The organism is Pantoea sp. SOD02 (assembly GCF_024707505.1).
GTDB lineage: Bacteria > Pseudomonadota > Gammaproteobacteria > Enterobacterales > Enterobacteriaceae > Pantoea > Pantoea symbiotica.
The window spans coordinates 402,230-422,724 of the sequence record NZ_CP102604.1 but is presented as its reverse complement, the minus strand read 5'-3'; the positions used below and the strand labels follow the sequence as shown (position 1 = coordinate 422,724).

Annotated in this window: 13 protein-coding genes; 5 read left to right on the top strand and 8 right to left on the bottom strand. The window is 54.4% G+C overall.

The genetic code is table 11. The annotated features are described in order from the left end of the window. Positions 1-26: 26 nt before the first annotated feature. Positions 27-1,436, top strand: a complete 1,410-nt coding sequence (locus NR302_RS01845; protein ID WP_258144388.1) for an MFS transporter — start codon at positions 27-29, stop codon at positions 1,434-1,436. Between the two features lie 191 nt (positions 1,437-1,627). Next, the gene (locus NR302_RS01840; protein WP_258144387.1) at positions 1,628-2,311 is read left to right on the top strand and encodes a hypothetical protein; all 684 of its coding nucleotides are present in this window, start codon (positions 1,628-1,630) and stop codon (positions 2,309-2,311) included. A gap of 223 nt (positions 2,312-2,534) precedes the next feature. Here NR302_RS01840 and NR302_RS01835 read toward each other — a convergent pair whose 3' ends face one another. From NR302_RS01835 to NR302_RS01825, 3 genes are read right to left on the bottom strand one after another with little or no spacing between them, the layout of a single operon-like run. After that, positions 2,535-3,854 carry a cytochrome c gene (locus NR302_RS01835; RefSeq protein WP_258144386.1) on the bottom strand — a complete coding sequence of 440 codons (1,320 nt, stop codon included), beginning with the start codon at positions 3,852-3,854 and terminating at the stop codon, positions 2,535-2,537. Positions 3,855-3,865: 11 nt separating this feature from the next. After that, complete coding sequence (locus NR302_RS01830; RefSeq protein ID WP_008105620.1) at positions 3,866-5,650, bottom strand: GMC family oxidoreductase; 1,785 nt, start codon at positions 5,648-5,650, stop codon at positions 3,866-3,868. Positions 5,651-5,652: 2 nt separating this feature from the next. Further along, positions 5,653-6,387: a gluconate 2-dehydrogenase subunit 3 family protein gene (locus NR302_RS01825; RefSeq protein ID WP_258144385.1), complete on the bottom strand. Its 735-nt coding sequence runs from the start codon at positions 6,385-6,387 to the stop codon at positions 5,653-5,655. Positions 6,388-6,683: 296 nt separating this feature from the next. On the opposite strand from NR302_RS01825, the gene sbmA reads away from it, so the two are divergent. Continuing rightward, on the top strand, positions 6,684-7,919 hold the full coding sequence (gene sbmA, locus NR302_RS01820; protein ID WP_008105623.1) for a peptide antibiotic transporter SbmA: 1,236 nt from the start codon (positions 6,684-6,686) through the stop codon (positions 7,917-7,919). 73 nt (positions 7,920-7,992) lie between these two features. Here sbmA and NR302_RS01815 read toward each other — a convergent pair whose 3' ends face one another. The 4 genes from NR302_RS01815 to NR302_RS01800 form a co-directional block, all read right to left on the bottom strand. Then, on the bottom strand, positions 7,993-9,633 hold the full coding sequence (locus tag NR302_RS01815) for a dihydroxyacetone kinase subunit DhaK (RefSeq protein WP_154154666.1): 1,641 nt from the start codon (positions 9,631-9,633) through the stop codon (positions 7,993-7,995). Between the two features lie 122 nt (positions 9,634-9,755). Then, positions 9,756-10,808, bottom strand: coding sequence for a YncE family protein (locus tag NR302_RS01810; RefSeq protein WP_258144384.1), 1,053 nt, complete (start codon positions 10,806-10,808; stop codon positions 9,756-9,758). A 215-nt stretch (positions 10,809-11,023) separates the two neighbouring features. Then, a complete protein-coding gene (locus NR302_RS01805; RefSeq protein WP_008105630.1) occupies positions 11,024-11,233 on the bottom strand; it encodes a DUF1471 domain-containing protein in 210 nt (69 codons plus the stop codon). Positions 11,234-11,535: 302 nt separating this feature from the next. Beyond that, the gene (locus NR302_RS01800; RefSeq protein ID WP_154193263.1) at positions 11,536-12,723 is read right to left on the bottom strand and encodes an MFS transporter; all 1,188 of its coding nucleotides are present in this window, start codon (positions 12,721-12,723) and stop codon (positions 11,536-11,538) included. A 103-nt stretch (positions 12,724-12,826) separates the two neighbouring features. Between NR302_RS01800 and NR302_RS01795 the strand changes: the two genes are divergently transcribed. Then, on the top strand, positions 12,827-13,777 hold the full coding sequence (locus NR302_RS01795) for an AraC family transcriptional regulator (RefSeq protein ID WP_154154675.1): 951 nt from the start codon (positions 12,827-12,829) through the stop codon (positions 13,775-13,777). Here NR302_RS01795 and NR302_RS01790 read toward each other — a convergent pair. After that, complete coding sequence (locus NR302_RS01790) at positions 13,774-15,318, bottom strand: PAS domain-containing methyl-accepting chemotaxis protein (RefSeq protein WP_258144383.1); 1,545 nt, start codon at positions 15,316-15,318, stop codon at positions 13,774-13,776. The genes NR302_RS01795 and NR302_RS01790 overlap by 4 nt on opposite strands. Positions 15,319-15,746: 428 nt before the next feature. Between NR302_RS01790 and NR302_RS01785 the strand changes: the two genes are divergently transcribed. Then, a complete protein-coding gene (locus NR302_RS01785; protein WP_258144381.1) occupies positions 15,747-20,321 on the top strand; it encodes an Ig-like domain-containing protein in 4,575 nt (1,524 codons plus the stop codon). The last annotated feature ends 174 nt before the right edge of the window (positions 20,322-20,495 follow it).

The window sequence follows — 20,495 nt, the reverse complement described above, 5'->3', positions numbered from 1 at the left end:
CTGCAAACACCGAGGTTTACACAACAATGACAACAATCACGTCGACAGGGATGGCGAACGATCACATGAGCGCGGATCGCCGCACCTTAGCCGGGCGCATTGATGCGCTGCCCTCTTCCGCCGGTCTGTGGCGCTTTATCACGCTACTGGCGCTCGGCGGCTTCTTTGAACTCTACGATCTGTTTGAAACCGGCTACATCAGCTCCGGCCTGGTGGCGGCGGGCGTGTTTCATACCGGTTCTGCCGGCGTGTTCGGCGTCGCCGACCAGGCGGCATTTGCCTCCGCGACTTTCCTTGGCCTGTTTGTCGGCGCGAGTTTGCTTGCGCCCTACGCCGACCGTTTTGGCCGCCGCCTGACCTTTATGTGCGCGCTGGCGTGGTACGGCGCGTTTTCGCTGCTGATGGCGTTCCAGCAAAGCGCGGAGATGATCATCCTGTTCCGCTTCCTCGTTGGCATTGGCCTTGGCGTTGAGCTGGTGACCATCGATACCTATCTTTCCGAATGGGTACCGGCGCATCTGCGCAGCCGCGCATTCGCCTTCTCCTTCTTTATCCAGTTCCTGTCGGTACCGGCGGTGGCGCTGATGTCGTGGTGGCTGGTGCCGCAAACCATTCTCAACCTTGAAGGCTGGCGCTGGGTGGTGATTGCCGGTGCGGTCTGCTCGCTGGTGATCTGGCTGATTCGTAAAAACCTGCCGGAATCCGCGCGCTGGCTGGCGCAACAAGGACGGCATCAGGAAGCGCATCAGGTGTTGAGCGCGATGGAAAAGCGCTGTGGCATCGCGCCGGGCGAAGACTTTTCCAGCAGCGATGCTGCGGCACAATTACCAAAAAAAGGGCGTTTCAGTGAGATTTGGGCACCGGCGTATCGCAAGCGCACACTGATGCTGGTGGTGATGAACTTCTTCCAGGCGATTGGTTTCTTTGGCTTCGGCAACTGGCTGCCCGCGCTGCTGTCGGGCAAAGGCGCGACCGTCACGCACAGCTTGCTTTATGCGTTTTTCATTACGCTGGCCTACCCGCTCGGCTCGCTGATTTGCAGTCGCTACGCCGACAAGCTCGAGAATAAATGGCAGATCGTGTTTTCATCGCTGATGACGGTGGTGTTCGGCACGCTGTTTGCGTTTATGACCAATCCGGTGCTGATGATCATCTGCGGCTTCCTGATCACCTACAGCAACGCGTGGCTGACCTTTAGCTATCACGCTTATCAGACCGAGATTTTCCCAACGCACATTCGCGCCCGCGCGGTGGGTTTCTGCTACTCGTTTAGCCGCCTGTCGACGGTGTTTAGCAGTATTTTGATTGGCATTATTTTGCAGTATGCCGGCAGCCAGGGTGTGATCGCCTTTATCGTGCTGAGCATGCTGATGGTGATGCTGTCGGTGGGAATTTACGGGCCGAAAACCCGTGGGATGGATTTGGAGAATATTTAAAGATTGCAGGTGCGCATGAATGCGCACCCTACATGTGCGGTGCGGTTTTGTAGGGTCGGCATTCATGCCGACCGAGCAAAAAACCACACCTACTCCTTCTTGTCCATCAAATAATCATATTGTGATAGTAACACCCATAAACAATATATATATTGTGGTTATTGTCATGGAGCAGGAATGAGAAAAGGAATATGCAAAACTACAATCAAGTTATAGTGGATAGTTTATCCGCAGAGAAAACACTGGCTCTTAAGCTAGACAAAGCATTTAACGGTGTCGGTAAAGACGTTGATAAGCAATTAGGGAGAATTCAAGATGGAGCAATACGACTTACTTGGTACTCGTCTTGTATTTTCGATAATTATCAAAACGTTTGCTCAAAACTAAAAGATGAAGATGTTCGTTTTATGTTAGGTGTTTATCAATTCATAAAACGCCATGATCTGATCCTTGATATGGTTCAACTCTACATTGAACATCGCATGAGTTATTTTTCAGAACAAGATATTGCAAAGATAATTAGAGCTCTAACCTACACAGGAAATAAAATTTCCGCATCTCAGTTAACAAACAGATCTTTAGCTTACGCAATATCCCGTACGATAAGTCGCGGATTCAGTATGTTCCAGGTGATAACATTTAAAACATCCCTTACAGCATCAACATTACTAGGTGCATATGGCGTAATACAGGAAGCTTCCGAGTCTGCTGATCGGTTATTAATCATGGATACTAGATATTATGCTATTTTACGCCATGAGGGACTTGAGATGATGTACTTTCTAATTGAACCAGTATTTAAACGCGTTAGCTTTCCCTCTTCCAACCTTAATAACACCATTAAAGATCTTAAAGAATTACTGAGGTCTTCATGATGATATTTACTAAGAAATTTTTACGCGACTTTGCCTGGAGCGTTTTAACGGTATGGATACCTATTACATTAATAATTTCATTTTGCGTATTGATTCATCATTTTTTCCCCGGATATGAATGGGGAGCAACGAGTATTTTCACTTTAATTGTCCTTGTCATTGACTTTTATATTATTAAAAAGAAATGGTAATCAAAAAGGAGGCCACCTGGGCCTCCTACTAACTACTGCCCTTCCAACACCTTAATATCCGCATTACCCTGCTTCGGCTGCACGGCTTCATCTTTACGCAGCGCCGCCACATCCTTCGCAGAAACGCTCGACTTCACGCCATTGCCCCAGCTGCCACGGATAAAGTTCACCACGTCCGCTACCTGCTGATCGTTCAGGCGCCAGCCGAACGCCGGCATGGTGATCGCCGTGGGTGCGCCTTGCACGCCAGGTAAAGTGCCGCCAACCAATACGATATGAATCAGCGAGGTTGGATCGTCTGCCATCACCACCGGATTGCCGCGCAGCGCGGGGTAGAAGCGCTGATAGCCGCTGCCGTCGGTTTTGTGGCACGCCGCGCAGCTATCGACATAAGTCGATGCGCCTGGCTGGCTGTCGTCACCTTTCCACAACGCCTGAGACACCGCATCATCCTGCTTAAACACCGCCTGATTTGGATCTTTCGCGCCGAGGGATTTCAGATATTTAGCAATCGCGCTGATATCGTCATCGCTCAGATACTGCAGGCTGTGCTGCACCACATCGGTCATGCCACCAAACACGGCGGTGTGATCGTTGCGGCCAAAGCGCAGGAACTGCTTGAGATCCTCTTCGCTCCAGCGGCCTAAACCATCGCGGTTGTCGCCACGAAGGTTGCTGGCGGTCCAGCCATCAACCGGCGCGCTGCTGCCAGCAAGATAGTTGTTGCCTTCGCCGTTGTTGAGCGCTTTTTCCTGCATGGTGATGCTACGCGGCGTATGGCAAGCACCACAGTGGCCGAGACCTTCCACCAGATAGCGACCGCGTGCCAGTTGCGGATCTTCCTGTGCCGCCGGCTGGAACGCTTTCACGTCCGGCGCAAACATGCCGCGCCAGATGGCTAACGGCCAACGCATCGACAGCGGCCACGGAATGTCGCTCTCTGTGTTCGCCTGCGCCACCGGCTGCACGCCGTGCATGAAGTAGGCGTAGAGCGCCTTCATGTCGTCATCGCTGACCACCGCGTAAGACGGATACGGCATCGCTGGATAGAGCGTGTCGCCGTTTTTCGCTACGCCGTGACGCACTGCTTTCTGGAAGTCGTCATAGCTGTACTCACCAATCCCGTTGGCTTTGTCCGGCGTGATGTTGGTGGAGTAAATGGTGCCGATCGGCGTCGCCATCGGCAGTCCACCGGCAAAGGGTTTACCGCCTTCGGTGCTGTGACAGGCCACGCAGTCGCCCGCGCGCGCCAGATACTCACCGCGCTTCACCAACGCGTCCGAACCTGCCTCGTCCGCCACTGCGGCGAACGTCATCGTGCCCAGAAACAGGGCTAAAATGCTTTTGATCATCGCCGTGTTCCTTATGCCTGTACCAGCGGGCCGGGGTTTTTCAGATACTGTTCACGAATCGCTTTGGCTGACCAATAGGTCAACGCTGCGACCATGCCCGTTGGGTTATAGCCGAGTCCCTGTGGGAACGCCGAAGCGCCTGGCACAAACACGTTCGACACATCCCAGCTCTGCAGATAACGGTTCACCGCGCTGGTTTTCGGATCTTCACCCATGATCGCGCCGCCGCTCATGTGCGTGGTTTGATACACGGTGGTATCGAAGTGCGAGCCCGGCCCTTTCGCGCCGCCGATGATCATTTTCGGGTTCATCGCTTCGGTAATTTTGCGCATTTTGCCGATCATGAACTGCGCCATCTTGATGTCGTTATCCTGCCAGTCAAAGGTCATACGCAGCAGCGGCTGGCCGTAGGCATCTTTGTAGTTCGGATCGAGATCGAGATAGTTGGCGCGATAAGACTGGTGCGCGCCGTGCGCATCCATCGAGATGTGATGGTTGTAGGTATCCGCGACCGCCGATTTCCACTGGCTGCCCCAGTTTGGCGTGCCTTTCGGCGTCGGCAAACCGGAAATCGGCTTGGTACCGGCCTGATTGACCCAGAATGGCGAACCGCCCACAAAGCCGTGCGGACCGTGATCAAAGTTGTCGGCGTTGAAATCATCCACTGCCACACCTGCGCCACCGGCACCGATAAACGGGTTGGTGGTGGTGTTCTTGTCGAACAGCGCTTTCAGCGTCGAGATGTTCTGATAGGCAAAGTTACGGCCGACCACACCTTCGTTGGAAATCGGGTTATACGGCTTGCCGATGCCGGAAAGCAGCATCAAGTGCACGTTGTGGAACTGGAACGCCGACAGGATTACCAGATCCGCAGGCTGCACCACTTCGCGGCCCTGACCATCCAGATAGGTCACGCCGGTGGCGCGTTTTTTATCGTCGGTCAGATTAACGCGCAGCACGTAGGAGTTGTTGCGCAGCTCGAACTTCGGTTCCTGGCGCAGCGCGGGCAGGATGTTGACGTTCGGCGAGGCTTTGGAATACATGTAGCAGGCGTAACCGCTGCAGAAACCGCAGAAGTTGCACGGCCCCATCTGTGCGCCGTAAGTGTTGGTGTACGGGCCTGAGGTGTTGGCCGACGGCATATCATAAGGGTGATAACCCACTGATTCCGCCGCTTGCGCGAACAACTGCGCCGAGTAAGTGCGCTTCTGCGCCGGCAGCGGAAAGTCGCTGGAACGATCTGGCGCGTATGGATTGCCGCCCTTCTCTTTGCCCAGCAGCTTGCCTTTGATCGACCAGGCGCTGCCCGAGGTACCGAACACTTTCTCGGCCTGATCGAAGAAGGGTTCCAGCTCGTCATAGTTGACGCCGAAATCCTGAATCGTCATGCCTTCCGGGATGAAGTTTTTACCGTAACGCTGCTCGTAATGGCTGCGCAGGTTCAGCTCAACCGGGTCAACGCGGAAGTGCACGCCTGACCAGTGCAAACCCGCGCCGCCGGTGCCGGTACCGGGCAGAAATGCCGCCAGCTGGCGATAAGGTACGGCGGTTTGCGAGGCATCGTGACGAATGGTCACGGTGCTTTTCGATAGATCCTGGAACAGCTTTTTGCGGATGTTATAGGTCAGTTCGTCAATCGACTGCGGATAAGATCCATCCGGATAGGTATCGCGATGCGGACCGCGCTCCAGCGCCACCACATTCAGGCCCGCTTCGGTCAGCTCTTTCGCCATGATGGCGCCCGCCCAGCCGAAACCGACGACGACCGCATCCACTTTTTTCAATTCATTTGCCACGCTTACGTCCTCTCCCCGCGAATATCCACTGACGGGAACGGATAACGTTCACCGCGCTCCACCCAATCCATAAAGTCAGCGCGCGCGCCTGGGAAGCCAATCAGCTTCCAGCCCACCATGCCCTGATTGCCGCCGTGGATGGGATCGCTGAAATAACCCTCGCGGGTGTTTTGCAGCAGGAAGGAGAAGAAGGTTTTCGCCGGCAACTGCGGGAACTCGGCCGTGCCGCTTTCAAACGCGGTGAGCAGCGCGTCCTGCTGTTCGCCCGTCAGCTCGGCAAACACTTTGCCATGCTGCTTTTTGCTCCAGCCATCGGCATCGGCGAGGCCGAGACGGTAGATCTGCTGCGGCACCAGCGGCAGCTGATAACCCAACTCTTTTGGCAGATCGGGATTGAACGGGCCTTGCATGTACCAGTTGTTACCGGTGGCATACGGCGTGTTCATTTGACGATCGATAAACTCCGGCACGCCAGCTTCAAGTGCGCCAGGACCGCGTTCATCGTTGGGGATCAGGCGCGCCACGGCCGCGGTGATAAAGGCAAACTCTTCGGCGGTGAACCAGGTTGGCTGGTAGCTACGCGCCTGTTGTGGTGATGCGTTTTGTTCTGCTGCCCCAGCGGCCATCGGTGCCACCAGTGCGCCCATCGCCGTACTGCCCACCGCTATTGCCGGCGCCAGGGTGATGGTTCTCAGCAGAAAATCCCTGCGAGTGTGACCATTTTTTTGTTCTGACATGACATTGCCTCAGTACCACATATAATGCGGCATGAAAGTTAAGTAGTTGCGTTGTATTGTTTTTTTATTGATAGCTTAAGGGATACAGCAGCACTGTTACCGGTAACAGCGCAAATATTGTAACACCATTGCTGTGGATAATTTAGTTCTTAGAAACAAATTCGCACTAATTACTTAACAATTGCCGCTGTCGCTTTACATCGCAGCGGCGAAGCTGTCATCGTCAGATACAACCGACAACAGACAGATAGAGGTCTGAAGCGGTATAAAAGAGTACACACAACAGCGGAGTGCCTATGTTTAAGTCCTTTTTTCCGCGGCCAACGCTGTTTTTCAGCTCAGCTGCGATTTGGAGTTTAGTAGCAATTTTTGCCTGGTTCGGCTTTTTCAGTGATTTCCCGGCACGCTGGCCTGCGCTCCAGGCGGCGATGCACGAACCTTTGCCAACTAATGCCAGCCGTTTTATTCACATCAGCCAACTGTGGTTTTACGCCTATTACTGGATTGTTGCCGGCATCTTCGCGCTCACCTGGCGTGTGATTGATAACCATCCGTGGCAGCGCTGGTCGGTGTGGGGATCGATTCTGATCATCTTTGTCACCTGGTTTGGTGTGCAAGTTGGCGTGGGCGTCAACGCCTGGTACGGCCCGTTCTACGACATGATTCAACAGGCGCTGACCAAAGCCGGTTCCGTCGCCATCCACCAGTTCTATGTGCAAGTGTTGGCGTTTCTCGGTATCGCGCTGATCGCGGTGGTGATTGGCGTGATGAACTCCTTCTTCGTCAGCCATTGGGTGTTCCGCTGGCGTACCGCGATGAACAATTACTACATGCACAACTGGCAGCGTCTGCGTCTGGTTGAGGGTGCGGCACAGCGTGTGCAGGAAGACACCATGCGCTTCGCCGGCACGTTGCAGGATTGGGGCATCAACTTTATTCAGGCGATTATGACGCTGGTGGCGTTTCTGCCGGTGCTGGTCACGCTGTCGCACCATGTCAAAGAGGTGCCAATTCTTGGCAGCATTCCGTATGCATTGGTGATTGCCGCGCTGCTGTGGTCGCTGTTTGGTACCGCGCTGCTGGCGTTGGTGGGGATTAAACTGCCGGGGCTGGAGTTCCGTAATCAACGGGTGGAAGCGGCCTATCGTAAAGAGCTGGTGTACGGCGAAGACGATCCTGAACGCGCTTCACCGCCGACGGTGCATGAGTTGTTTAGCCGCGTGCGTCAGAACTATTTCCGCCTCTATTTCCACTATTTGTACTTCAACATCACGCGCATTATGTATCTGCAGGTGGATAACGTGTTCGGGCTGTTTGTGCTGTTTCCGTCGATTGTGGCGGGCACCATTACACTCGGCCTGTTGAACCAGATCACCAACGTGTTTGATCAGGTGCGTTCGTCGTTCCAGTATTTGATCACTTCGTGGTCAACGCTGATTACGCTGATGTCGATCTACAAACGTCTGCGCAGTTTCGAGCAGATTTTGCAGGATATTCCGCACGAAGAGATGATGCGCGAAGCCGCGGAGTAAGCTGCGGTCTTTGAAACGGTGCGCATAAATGCGCACCGTACGTAGGGTCGCCATTCATGGCGACCTTGCTACATCAACCCGCCAACACCGCAAACACCTTCTCAATCGCATACGCGCCCGGATCTTTCACCCCATCCAAACTCTGCTGATTCAGATACGCGGAACGCCCCGCTTTGGCGCTCTGCATCTTCGCGGTGGCGTCGGCACCTTTCTGCGCCGCTTGTGCAGCAACAGCCAGCGACTCGCCCGCCACTAACGCTTCCAGCGCCGGTTGCAACGCATCCACTAAAGTGCGATGGCCCGGCTGTGCGCCGCCATAATGCTTCATGCGTTCCAGCCCGTGCATCAGCGCCTGCGGCAGCGCGCTGCCCTCTTCCAGCTGCTGACCGGCGCTGGTGAACAGAATCGACATCAACACGCCACTCGATCCGCCCATCACCGTGGCCAGTTGCTCGCCAATCAGCGCCAGCAAAGTTGGCAGTTCATCCAGCGGCAGCTGTTTTTCCTGTAAACCGCGCTGAATTTTCTTCGCCCCGGCAGCAAAGGTTGAACCGGTATCGCCATCGCCCACTTTGGCATCCAGCGCATTCAGTTCACTTTCCAGATCGATCAGCGTCTGCGTGACGCTTGCGACAATCTTCGCCACCTCAGCATTCTCAGAGGCATCAAAATCCAGCACGCTGCCGATCTTCTCAGCACGTTGCAGACTGATCGGCGCAAAGTCATACACTGGCACCCAACCCAGCACCTGAACCGGCGCGTTTAATGCTTCCAAAAACGGCTCTTCCAGCGCCAGCAGCGTCAGTGAGAAACCCTTCATATCCAGCGCACTGACCAGCGTTGCCGGACCCAACAGATGGGTGATGCGTGCCGCCAGCGGCGACTGCAACACTTCACGCGTCAGCAGCGCCAGCTCCAGCTGCGAGAAACCACCGAGATTGTTGATCAGCAGCAGCGCCTGTTTGCCGTCCGGCAGCGTCTGCGCCAGTTTATCGGTCATGATGCTGGTGATGTTGCGGCTGTCTTGCGTATCCAGCGTGATAACACCCGGCTCGCCGTGAATGCCCATGCCAAGCTCGCTATGTCCAGGCTCGACGCGTTCATCACGTTTTTCTCCCGGCACATGGCAAGTGGCGAAAGCTAAACCGATGGACGATGTGGCATCAATCGCGCGCTGTGCCAGCGCTTTAACCTCATCCAGCGATTGTCCCTGCTCTGCCGCAAAGCCCGCGATTTTGTGCACCAGCACGGTGCCAGCAATACCACGCGGCTGCGGGTTTTCCGGCAGCGCGATATCATCCTGCACCATCACCAGCTCAACTTTGTAGCCGAGGTTTTTAGCTTTCTCCGCCGCCAAACCAAAGTTGAGGCGATCGCCGGTATAGTTCTTCACAATCAGCAGGCATCCGGCATCGCCGGTGACGTTAACGATGGCGTTCAGCACCGCATCGACACTCGGCGACGCGAAGATGTCACCGCACACCGCTGCCGTCAGCATGCCTTTGCCGACAAAGCCGGCATGCGCCGGTTCATGCCCGGAACCGCCGCCGGAGATCAGCGCCACTTTGCTTTTATCCCAGTCCGAGCGCACCACCACGCGAATCTCATCACCGAGATCGAGGCGACTGAGGTTGTGCCACGGCGTGCTCAGCAAAACCCCTTCGATAGCTTCGTTAACCAGATCATTTTTCTCATGCATAAAAAACTGGCTCATTGCATCCTCTCCATTGGTGTTGTTGCTCTACAAGGTAGCGTATGTGCGGCGATAAAAACGGCGCAGATGGCAGAAATGCAAAAGGCGGCATAAGCCGCCTCTCAGTTTCAGAAAACTACCGATCAGAGTTCGATGCGCAAAACGCTATCGGGATTTTTGGGTGGCTCTTTGCGTGAACCCGGCTGTTTGATGCTGACAAACAGGGTTTTACCATCCGCGGAAACCGCCAGGCTGTTTGGCAGGCCTGGCGCTTTCACCGTGCGTTTCACTTTGTAGCTGCTGGCGTCGATGATGCTGATTTCGCCCGCTTTGCGGTGCGTAACGTACAGCTCATCACGATCGGCATTGAACAGCACTGCCAGCGATTCTGGCACATCGATCTTGTGGATCACCTGCTGCGTGCGGGTATCCAGCACCAGCACCTGCGACTGTTTTGAGTCGCTGAGGAAGGCGCGATGGCCTTGAGTATCCAGCGAAATATTCAGGAAGAAGTGATCTTTATCGCCATCGATTTTCTGACGCTTTTCAATCGCGTTCAGGCGCGTATTGATGGTAACCAGTTCGCCGTCGGAATTCGTGACATACAGTTTCTGCGCCGCAGAATCGATCGCCAAACCGGTGCCCATTTTACCGGTGTTCGGCACGGTGCTGATCAGTTTCAGGGTTTTGCCATCCACCACCCACACCACGCTCTGCTCACCGAGGCCGGTGATATAAACGCGATCGGTTGCCGGATCGACGGCCAGCTGGCGCGGCTGCAGCGGACGTACGGTTTCGCTGCGCTGACGGCCATCCAGCACCAGCGTGTTGATCACTTTACCGCTGGTGGCATCCACTGCGGTCAGTGAACCGTCACGCGTGTTACCTAAGTAAAGGGTGTTGGTTTTCTGATTGATCGCCGCGCCAAAGGTCGGCAGATCGGTATTGATGGTTTGCTTCACCGCCAAATCCTGCGGATCGAGGCGATAAACGGTGCCGCCTTTTTTGTCGGTTGTGCTCTGCGCGGTCGCGAGAAACAGTGCGTTATCGCTGTTGCTGAATGCCAGTTCGTAAGCGCCTTTTGAGATCACTTGATTCAGCGGCTGAGATTCTGCCGCCATCACCGCAGAGGTCGAGAACAGCGCCGTTGCCAGCAGCAGTGGACGCAGCGCCCATGATTTTTTATTCGCCTTCATAACTTCTCCATAGCAAAAACACCGCCTGATGGCAGTGAAGTGAAAGCCCGACATTACAACCAATATTTAAAAAGACAGCCCGAGGCGAGCCGACGAAGGATGCTACTTTTTGAGAATAGTAATCATTTCGAAGGGAAAGTGACAGGATTTTATCAGGTTACCAACGCCGCCAGGGCGCCCGAAGGCACCCTGTCAGCACAGAACGTTAACGCAACTTATTTGGTCAGTTCGGCAGTCATGTGCACGCCGTTGTTGAAGTTGGCTTCGGTCACTTTATAGGAAGCACCAGCTTCGTGCGCCTGAGCAGCGATTTGCGCTTCTGCACCATCCAGCGTTGAAGCGGTTGCAGTGATGCTTTGCGCAAAGCTAGCGAATGGCAGAACGGTCAGAGCGATAACAGCAGCAAAAGTTTTGATAGATTTCATGGTCAATTCCTTAATGTACTTTTGATTGAGTAAGGCGTCATCGCCTTGTTGAGATACATAATAGTCGTAGAGTTGATCAGTAAAAAGCGGAGAGATTTGCCGTTGTTGTTCGAATATTTTGAATGTAAAAAGCACGTTTGGGTTAACCTTTGTGCAAAGGGTTAAAAATCTGACATTTAACCAAAAGGCAGGATTTATGGCTGTGATAGGTGATGGTGCGATGATTAAAAAGGTCGCCATAAATGGCGGCCTTTTGATTCGTGCGGTTGTTGGCAAGGTCGCCATGAATGGCGACCCTACGGTTAACCGTGGTGGCGGACGCGGGTGAAGATGGTGATGGCGGCTAAGAGCATCAGCACGCCGCTGGCGAGGAATACGCCGCCAGCGCCTTGCAGATCGAACATCCAGCCACCGGCGGCGGCACCGGCGGTGATCGCCAGCTGAATGGTAGCGACCAGCAAACCGCCGCCCGATTCCGCATCGTCCGGCACCGCGCGGGAAATCCACGTTGACCAGCCGGTTGGCATCGAACCAAATGCCAGGCCCCACAACGCCACGCCCGCCGCGACCAGCCAAGACACCTCGCCGAAACTCACCAGCAGCAGCGCGGTCACGCTCATCACCAGCGCCATCGCGGTTAACGTCAGCGATACGCTGCGCGTCACCAGATAACCGGCCAGCGAAGTACCAAAGAAGTTCGCCACGCCAAACGCCAGCAGCACTAGCGACAGCTGATTGACGTTAAGCTGCGCGCTGCCTTCGAGGAACGGACGCAGATAAGTAAAGAAGGCGAAGTGGCCGGTGAACATCATGATCACCGCCAGCATGCCCCAGCGCATCACGCTTTTACGCAGCAGATCCAGCACGCCACCGCTGCGCGCTTTATTGACGGGCGGCATCGCGGGCAAAGTGAAGAACTGCCACAGAAGCGCCAGCACGCCCAGCGCGGCGGTCAGCATAAAGATGTTACGCCAGCCAATAATGCCGCCCAAATAGCTGCCGAGCGGCGCAGCAATAATGGTCGCCAGCGAAATGCCGCTGAATACGATGGAGAGCGCGCGCGGCACCTGATCGCTCGGCACCAGACGCATGGTAATCGCCGTGGAGAGCGTCCAGAAGCCGCCAATCGCCACGCCCAGCAGCACGCGGGCCAGCAGAATCATCGGCAAATTCTCGGCAAAGGCCACCAGCAGCGCGGAGGCAATTAGCAGCAGCGTAAAGGCCAGCATCACCACGCGACGATCGAGCTGACGCGTCACGTTGCCAATCACCAAACTGGTGAGCAGCGCCACCAGCGCAGTCACGGTAACGGTTTGTCCCGCCTGCCCTTCGCTGATGTGCAGCGTGTCGGCAATCGGTGTCAGCAAACTTACCGGCAGAAATTCTGCGGTAATCAGGCCGAACACGCCAAACGCCATGGCAAACACTGCGCCCCACGCCGGTTTATCCACTTCTATTGGTGTTTCGATAACTTCAGTATCCAGGCTCATCTGTGATCCCCATCACAAAATATTTAGCGTTAAGCATAGTGACTGATCATCAGACGATCTATGATGCAGAAACTTTGTTTTTTGATTATTCGTCTGGATTCGTATGAGCCGCTATGAAGATCTGACCAGTGAACTGCTAATGGGCATGCGCCTGTACGGTGTCAAATACCAGCGTATCGCGCTGCACGCGCCTTTTGGTCTGCAATATGAGGATGCGCCAGGCAAGGCGCAGCTGCACTTTGTTGGGCGCGGATCGTTACTGATCCGTTCAGCCTCTGGCGTGATCTATCCGCTGCAGGCGGGCGATGCGCTGCTGATCCCGCACGGTAAGCCACATGCGTTGATCTCCGACGAAGCGGCGGTCTGCGTACCGATCACCACCTTTAATAGTCGCCCGATTTGCGACAGCGTCTGCGCTATCGGCGACGGCGTAGATGTATGCCCGGACGACAGCGATGTGATTCTGTTTAGCGCCTGCATGGCGTTTGAACTCGGCGGCATGCAACCGCTGGTGCATACCATGCCGGATGTGATGCTGGTGAGTACGTTGCTGGCGCAGTATCCGGAAATTCAGCCGATTCTCGATGCGATGGAGCGAGAAACGCGGCAGCGCAAAGCCGGTTTCGCCGGGATTCTGTCGCGGCTGGCGGATGTGGTGGCGGCGCAGATTGTACGTGGCTGGGTGGAGAATGGCTGCGGCAAAGGCAGCGGATTGGTGCAGGCGCTGCGCGATCCGCGTCTCAGCCTGGCAATGGCGGCGATGCATCGTGAACCTGGTGAAAACTGGACGGTGGAACGGCTGGCGCGGGAATCTGGCAGCTCGCGCTCGGTGTTTGCCGCCCGTTTCCAGAGCGCAACCGGCATGACGCCGCTGCGCTATCTTACCGAGCTGCGTATGCGATTGGCGGTGGAACGTATCGTTCATGAAGGCGAAGCGGTGGAAAGCGTCGCCTTCCACCTCGGTTACGGTTCGCTGGCAGCTTTTAGCCGCGCATTCAAACGCATTGTTGGCACGCCGCCCGGCGCGCTGCGTGCCGAACGTGAAATGCGTTAACGGAACACGCTGATCGCTTCCACCAGACGATTGGCCTGATGCTTCATGCGCCCGGATGCTTCAGCGCTTTCCGCCACGCGTGCGGCGTTTTGATGGGTGATATCGTCGAGATCTTCCACCGCCGTGCTGACCTGCGTTAGCGCGATGGCCTGCTCGGCAGTCGCGCCGCTGATCTGCGCGATCAACGCGGTGACATTCTGCACCTGATCGACAATCTCCTGCATGGTATGTCCGGCAGCATCGGCGTGATCGCTGCCCGACTGCACGCGGCTGGCGCTGGTTTCCACCAGGTTTTTGATTTCGCTGGCGGCTTTGGCGCTGCGCTGTGCGAGGCTGCGCACTTCACCGGCCACCACCGCAAATCCTTTGCCCTGCTCGCCGGCGCGCGCCGCTTCCACTGCCGCATTCAGCGCCAGAATATTGGTCTGGAAGGCGATGCCGTCAATCACGCTGGTGATATTGGCGATACGCTTCGAGCTGTCGGCGATTTCCGCCATCATCCCCACCATCTCCTGCATCACCTTGCCGCCTTTGATCGCCGCATGGCTGGTATTTTCCGATAAGCCATTCACCTCTTTGGCGGTATCGGTGTTGCTCTTCACCGTGGCGGTCATTTCATTCATGGTGGCAGCGGTTTGCTGCACGTTAGCGGCAGCTTGTTCGGTGCGGCGGCTCAATTCGTCGTTGCTGCGCGCGATGGCATCGCTGGCGCTCAGTACATTGATTGCCTGGCCGCTAACATCATCAACCAGCCAGCGGAACATCAGCCCAAGCTGGCCGATGGCGCGCAGCGTGACGCCAATCTCATCGACGCGATCAATCTGTTCCACTTTATGGCTGGCGCCGGTCGCCACGCTTAATGCCTGACGGCACATGCGTTCCATTGGACGTGAAATTTGCTGCTCCAGCCACAGACTCGCCACCAGCAAAAGGCCCGCCATGCCGCCGGCGAAGCTGCCTATCGCCAACGGAGCCAACCCAAGTAGCCAAACGCCCAGCACTGAGAGCGGCAACAGCGTTAATAAGGTAGAGCGAATACGCCAGCGCAGCGGCAGCGTTTTCAGGATCGAGCTAAGAGCACGCCAGCCGGTGCCGACAATTAATCCTTTATGGAAGCGACGCCCTTTGGCGCGGCCTTCACGGAAATCGCGGTACAGCGTTTCGGTCTGACGCACCTCTTGCGCTGACGGCTTGGTGCGCACCGACATAAAGCCCTGCACCTTGCCCTCACGCACCACCGGAATGGCGTTGGCGCGCACCCAATAGTGATCGCCATTCTTACGACGGTTTTTCACCAGCGCCGTCCACGGTTCGCCCTGCTTGAGCGTCGCCCACATATCGGCAAAGGCTTCCGGCGGCATATCTGGATGGCGCACCATGTTATGTGGCTGGCCATTCACCTCTTCCGGGCTAAATCCGCTGACTTCAATAAAGGCGTCGTTGGCGTAGGTAATGAAGCTATTTAAGTCGGTTGTCGACATCAGCGTGGCGTTATCATCAAAACTGAATTCGCGCTGAGTGACGGGCTGGTTGTTACGCATGTGTGTGTCCTTGCAAAACGCAGGCGAAAAGAAAAAATCGATTATGCTTTTTTACCTTTTCGGCAGCGCATGCGCTGGGCTTTAGCGTGGCGGGCTGTTTTTTGTCTTGTCGTGCATGGCAATAAGGAATGGCTCACAAAACCTGCGGGAATAAAAACCGATAAAAATTTATTTAGAGTAAATCAGATTCCAGTTTTGTCGTGCAAGGGATGCTGGCGATGCGGGGACGTTAAGAGGCAGAGATATAACAAATAATTTAAAAAATTAATAAATCATAATTTATTGAATTTTATAAATAAAAAACAAAAAAGCAGCTTTAACAGAACGCTTAACCTTTATTGGGACATTTCTCGTCATTTTATTACGTGAAGTTCTAAATACTGCGTCAGTTTTTTCCATGAGCGCAGTATGACAATAGGACTGTAAATATGAGCACCACTAAAAACCAAAACGCAACACGTACAGCGCAAACCAGCGCCAATACTGCTTCCATCGCAACTGCTGCGGCGCAATTACCACCGATTGTGCCTATCAAGTATAACGAAGCGATCATCGATACCATCCGCACCCCACAGAATAACAAACTGATCCCGATTGAATCTGGCGGCGATGCGGAAAAAGGCGTGTTGATTTTCGAAGGCCGAGCTACAGCGAACAAGCAAATTATCATTTTTGATAACGGCGTTGAGATTGCACGTATCAATGCCACGCCAACCGGTAAGTGGGTTTGGTCGTCTGATGCATTTACCTCGGGCGAACACCACTTTACCGTGCAGGTTGCTGGCGCGGGCAACCCCGTTTCAGCCAGCTATGATGTTTCAGTAGCTACTCAGCCAGAACAGCCTGTTCTGGTGGCGCAAGCCATTGACGACAGTGCGGGCTACGCCCAATACCTGCAGTCTGGCAGCACTACCAATGACACCACGCCACGTTTCACCGGCAGCGCCACGCCAAACTCCGTCGTCAAAATCTTTGATGGTGAGAAGGAAATCGGCTCGGTGCAAGCTAATGGTAATGGCCAGTGGAGCTTTACTGCCAAGCTGGACGGCGGTGCGCATAGCCTGACCTTTGTATCGGGTAAAACGTCAAGCGAGCCTTATATCCTGAACGTTGTGACGCCTGACGCTCAGCAGATAGAAATTTATACCGTTGTTGATGACATCAATCGTTACGGTGAAATCTATCTTAAATCCGGGGACACTACGCAGGACACCACGCCACGTTTCAGCGGCAAAGCCGGTGGCAACGTCATCGTTCGCCTGTTTAATGGCGATCAGGAAATTGGGTCTACCCTTTCCTCGGCAAGCGGCTTCTGGTATCTGAACCCTACTCTGCCTGCAGGCAGCTACAACCTGGTATTCAAGGCCGGTGAAGGGTCAGAGAGCAAGCCGTTCGCGCTGAACATCGTTTCTGCCGATTCGCAGCCAATCGAAATTTATACCGTCGTTGATGACATTAATCGTTACGGTGAAATCTATCTTAAATCCGGGGACACCACGCAGGACACTACGCCACGTTTCAGCGGCAAAGCCGGTGCGAATGTTATCGTTCGCCTGTTTAATGGTGACCAGGAAATTGGCTCTACCCTTTCCTCGGCAAGCGGCTTCTGGTATCTGAACCCTACTCTGCCGGCAGGCAGCTACAACCTGGTGTTCAAGGCCGGTGAAGGTTCAGAGAGCAAACCGTTCGCGCTGAACATCGTTTCTGCCGATTCGCAGCCAATTGAAATTTTCAGTGTTGTTGATGACCTTAATCGGTATAGCGAAACCTATCTCAAATCTGGTGACTCCACCCAGGACACCACGCCACGCTTCAGCGGCAAAGCCGGTGCTAACGTCATCGTTCGCCTGTTTAACGGCGATCAGGAAATTGGATCGACCCTGGCCTCGGCAAGCGGCTACTGGTATCTGAACCTTACTCTGCCGGCAGGCAGCTACAACCTGGTGTTCAAGGCCGGTGAAGGTTCAGACAGCAAACCGTTTGCGCTGAACATCGTTTCTGCCGATTCGCAGCCAATTGAAATCACCCATGTCTATGATGACAGCGATCGCTACTACCACAAGCCGCTCAAGTCTGGCGATAGCACGCAAGACACCACCCCACGCTTTAACGGTAAAGCCGGTGCAAATGTACTGATCCGCCTGTTCGACGGCGAGAAAGAGGTAGGTTCAACTTACTCAGATGCTTACGGTAACTGGAGCCTGACACCAACGTTGCCAGCAGGTAGCTACAATCTGGTGTTCAAAGCCGGTGAAGGTTCAGTGAGCAAAGCGTTCGCGCTGAACATCACCTCGGCCGATTCGCAGCCGATTGAAATTTATGCCGCGTTAGAAGACTCAAACGGCTATAACCGCAACCTGGCGCCAGGCGCCACCATCAAAGACACCACGCCTTACTTCTATGGCAAAGCCGGTGCTAACGTGGTGATTCGCCTGTATAACGGCGAGCAAGAAATTGGATCAACGAAATCTGACGCTTACGGCAGCTGGAGCCTGACACCAACGCTGACTTCAGGTAGCTACAATCTGATGTTCAAAGCGGGCGAAGGCTCTGCCACCAAACCATTCCCGGTGACCATTGTTTCTGCAGCAGCAGAACCAATTGAAGTGTCGGGTGCGTTTGATAACTCAGCTGGCTACAACCAACTGATTGGTTCAGGTGCAACATCAATCGATACTACGCCACGCTTCTTTGGTCGTGCAGGCGCTAACGTTGTTATTCGTTTGTACAACGGCGACGAGGTTCTGGGCTCAACCGTGACCGATGCGTGGGGCAGCTGGACTCTGACGCCGGAGCTGTCGCTGGGTAGCTACAATCTGGTGTTCAAAACCGCCGAAGGCACCGCCAGTGCGCCGTTCGTTATCACCATTTCTGCGCCAGAAGCCACCAAGCCACAAACACCAGAGATCGAGTACATCCTCGATAACGTTGGCAAGGGCGGCTATGTTGAGAAAAATGGCACCACCGATGACGACACACCGAAACTGTCAGGTACTGCAGAGCCAAATAGTCTGGTACAAATTTTCGACAATGGTATCAAAATCGGCGAGCGCCGCGTTTCATCCACCGGTTACTGGGAATTCACTCCGGTTAACCCAGCGTATCTGGTCAACGGCAACCACAGCTTTGTGGTGAAAAGCAGTAACGGTACAGAAACTGAAGCCTGGAATATTGTTGTAAACGTTCCGGTTGATATCAGCTTCGTAGGCAGCAACTCAGGTGAAGAGACCGGCGATCGTGAAACGGCGGATACCACGCCACTGATCACAGGATACGGCCCTAAAGGTGTGTTGATTCGTCTGTACGAAGGTGACAAAGAGATTGGATCCGTGGTGACCAGCGTTCGTGATGGCAGCTGGATTTTCAACGTAACCGATCCACTGTCTGTTGGCACTCACAGCATCGTGGCGAAAGTTGGCAACGATAACGCTAGTGCGCAATTCGACTTTGTGATCACTAAGCCAGAGCCAGAAGTACCGGTTGAGCCTGAAGTGCCCGTTGAGCCTGAAGTGCCCGTTGAGCCTGAAGTACCCGTTGAGCCTGAAGTACCAGTTGAGCCTGAAGTACCAGTTGAGCCTGAAGTGCCAGTTGAGCCTGAAGTACCCGTTGAGCCTGAGAATCCGTTCAATATTACTCAGGTAATGGATCAATTCTTCGGACCAGGCATCGTCAAAGCGAACGGTATTACAGATGACAACCGACCAAACCTGGTAGGTAATGCACCTGCTAATACGCTGGTCCGTATCTATGATAACGGTATCGAAATCGGTTCTACTTTGGCAAACAGCTTTGGTGCATGGGCATTTAAACCCGCATCAGATCTCTCCTTAGGTGCGCATGCCATTACTGTTGGTGCAAATGCTAATGATACCAGCGAAGCATTCTCCTTTAATGTTGTGGCAGCACAGGTCGTTACTCCGTGGGTTCTGGGTGGGATCAGCGAATTCAATGGTATAGATAACTTTGGCTACAACGCTTCCATCGATGACAACACGCCAGTACTAAATGGCATAGCGGTTGCCGGCACGCTGGTCACCATCACCATCGATGGCAAAGTTGCAGGCAGCGTTATTGCCAATGAGTACGGTCGCTGGAGCTTCCAGACCACTGAACCATTAGCGGCTGGCGGACACGAAGTGGTTGCCACCGATGTTGCGGGCAACAAAGGCGGCACGCTGATCTTCAGCCTGGTTGCACCTGAAAATATCGGCATCAACTTCAACGTTTACGACGATAACGCGGGTGAAGACCTGATTGCATACGGTGCGGTGACAAAAGATTCAACGCCGCTGCTGCGTGGCATTGCGGGTCAGAATATCGTGCTGGAAATCTACGATAACGGCGAGTTGGTTGGCAGCGTGCGCACCGCGCAAGATGGCACCTGGTCTTACTCACTGAAGCTGGCTAATGGTGATCACAGCATTTCTGTCCAAAATGAAAACCAGGATAGCTTGCTGGCTCGCAAGTTCACTGTTGAAGCGGATGCCGCGAGTATTGATGCTGTTTCTGGTCGATTCTTCGATTTCGACACTCGCCAGCCTTCCGATGGCGAAGCGATTCAGGATCATCGCGTAGTGATTTACGGTTCAGGTGAGCCGGAAGCAGTCGTGGAACTGCTGACAACGGATGGCCGTTCTCTGGGCTTCACCGGTGTTGCTGCCAGCGGTAAGTGGTATATCGAAGTGGAGACTCGCTTTGATGATGGCCAATACAGCGTATTTGCCAAAGTTAACGGCGTGGAATCCGAGCCATTCGTCTTCCACATTGGCGAGCGTCCGGTTGCTGAAACGAAGAGTGAGATGTTCAGCCTGTTCGATATTTCAGGTGCAGAGCTGCTGAGCGATGCGGAAGATACGCTGCTGGGTAATAACGTTGAAGCGGAAGCACAGCAGGTTAACCTGAATCTGACTCAGGCCGACCTGTCTGTTGTCACCACTTCAGGTATTGCCACCAGCACCGTTGCACCGATTGCATTGCAGGATGAGCAGTATCAGGCAATCTAACGCCTAAAACGCCATGAGTTAGAGCAAAATGGATGGTTCGCGCCATCCGTTTTTTTATGCCTGTCATTTGGCGGTCGCCATAAATGGCACCCCTACAAAGGCAGAGTTCGGTTTTCGTAGGGCGCGCATTTATGCGCACCTGGAATTTTGGCGGTCGCCATAAATGGCGCCCCT